Raw genomic sequence first — 490 nt, forward strand, 5'->3', positions numbered from 1 at the left:
GGATGCACCGGGCGCCCGCGGCTACGAGGTGTTCGAGCGCTGCTTCCGCGACGGCCAGCTGCTGGTGCGCTGCACCGGCGATGTGATCGCACTGTCGCCGCCGCTGATCCTGGAGCGCAGCCACATCGACCGCATCGTGGACGTGCTGGGCGAGATGATCCGCGCCACCGGCTGAGCCTGAATCCGTCGGCGACGACGGCGACCGCCGCGATCCTTACAATGGTCGGTCACGTTTCGCTCGCGTACCGGATTGCATGGACATTGTCGTCAAAGAAGAACTCAAGGCCTACATCGACCCGCTGACCCCGGACGAGCACGACGCCCTGGAGCGCAGCATCCTCGCCGAGGGCTGCCGCGATGCGCTGGTGCTGTGGGGTGAGGTGCTGGTGGACGGCCACAACCGCTACGGCATCTGCCAGAAGCACGGCCTGCCGTTCCAGACGATCCAGAACACCCGCTTACAGTCGATGGACGACGTCCACCTGTGGAT

At 65.9% G+C, this 490-nt stretch carries 1 pseudogene; it reads left to right on the plus strand.

The features are described 5' to 3' along the window. Nucleotides 1-254: 254 nt before the first annotated feature. A pseudogene (locus ACLFKU_RS44040) lies at nt 255-490 on the plus strand (plasmid replication/partition related protein); the annotation flags it as partial.

Origin of the sequence: Paraburkholderia sp. EG304 (genome assembly GCF_046543485.1) — a bacterium.
In the GTDB taxonomy this organism is placed as follows: domain Bacteria; phylum Pseudomonadota; class Gammaproteobacteria; order Burkholderiales; family Burkholderiaceae; genus Paraburkholderia; species Paraburkholderia youngii.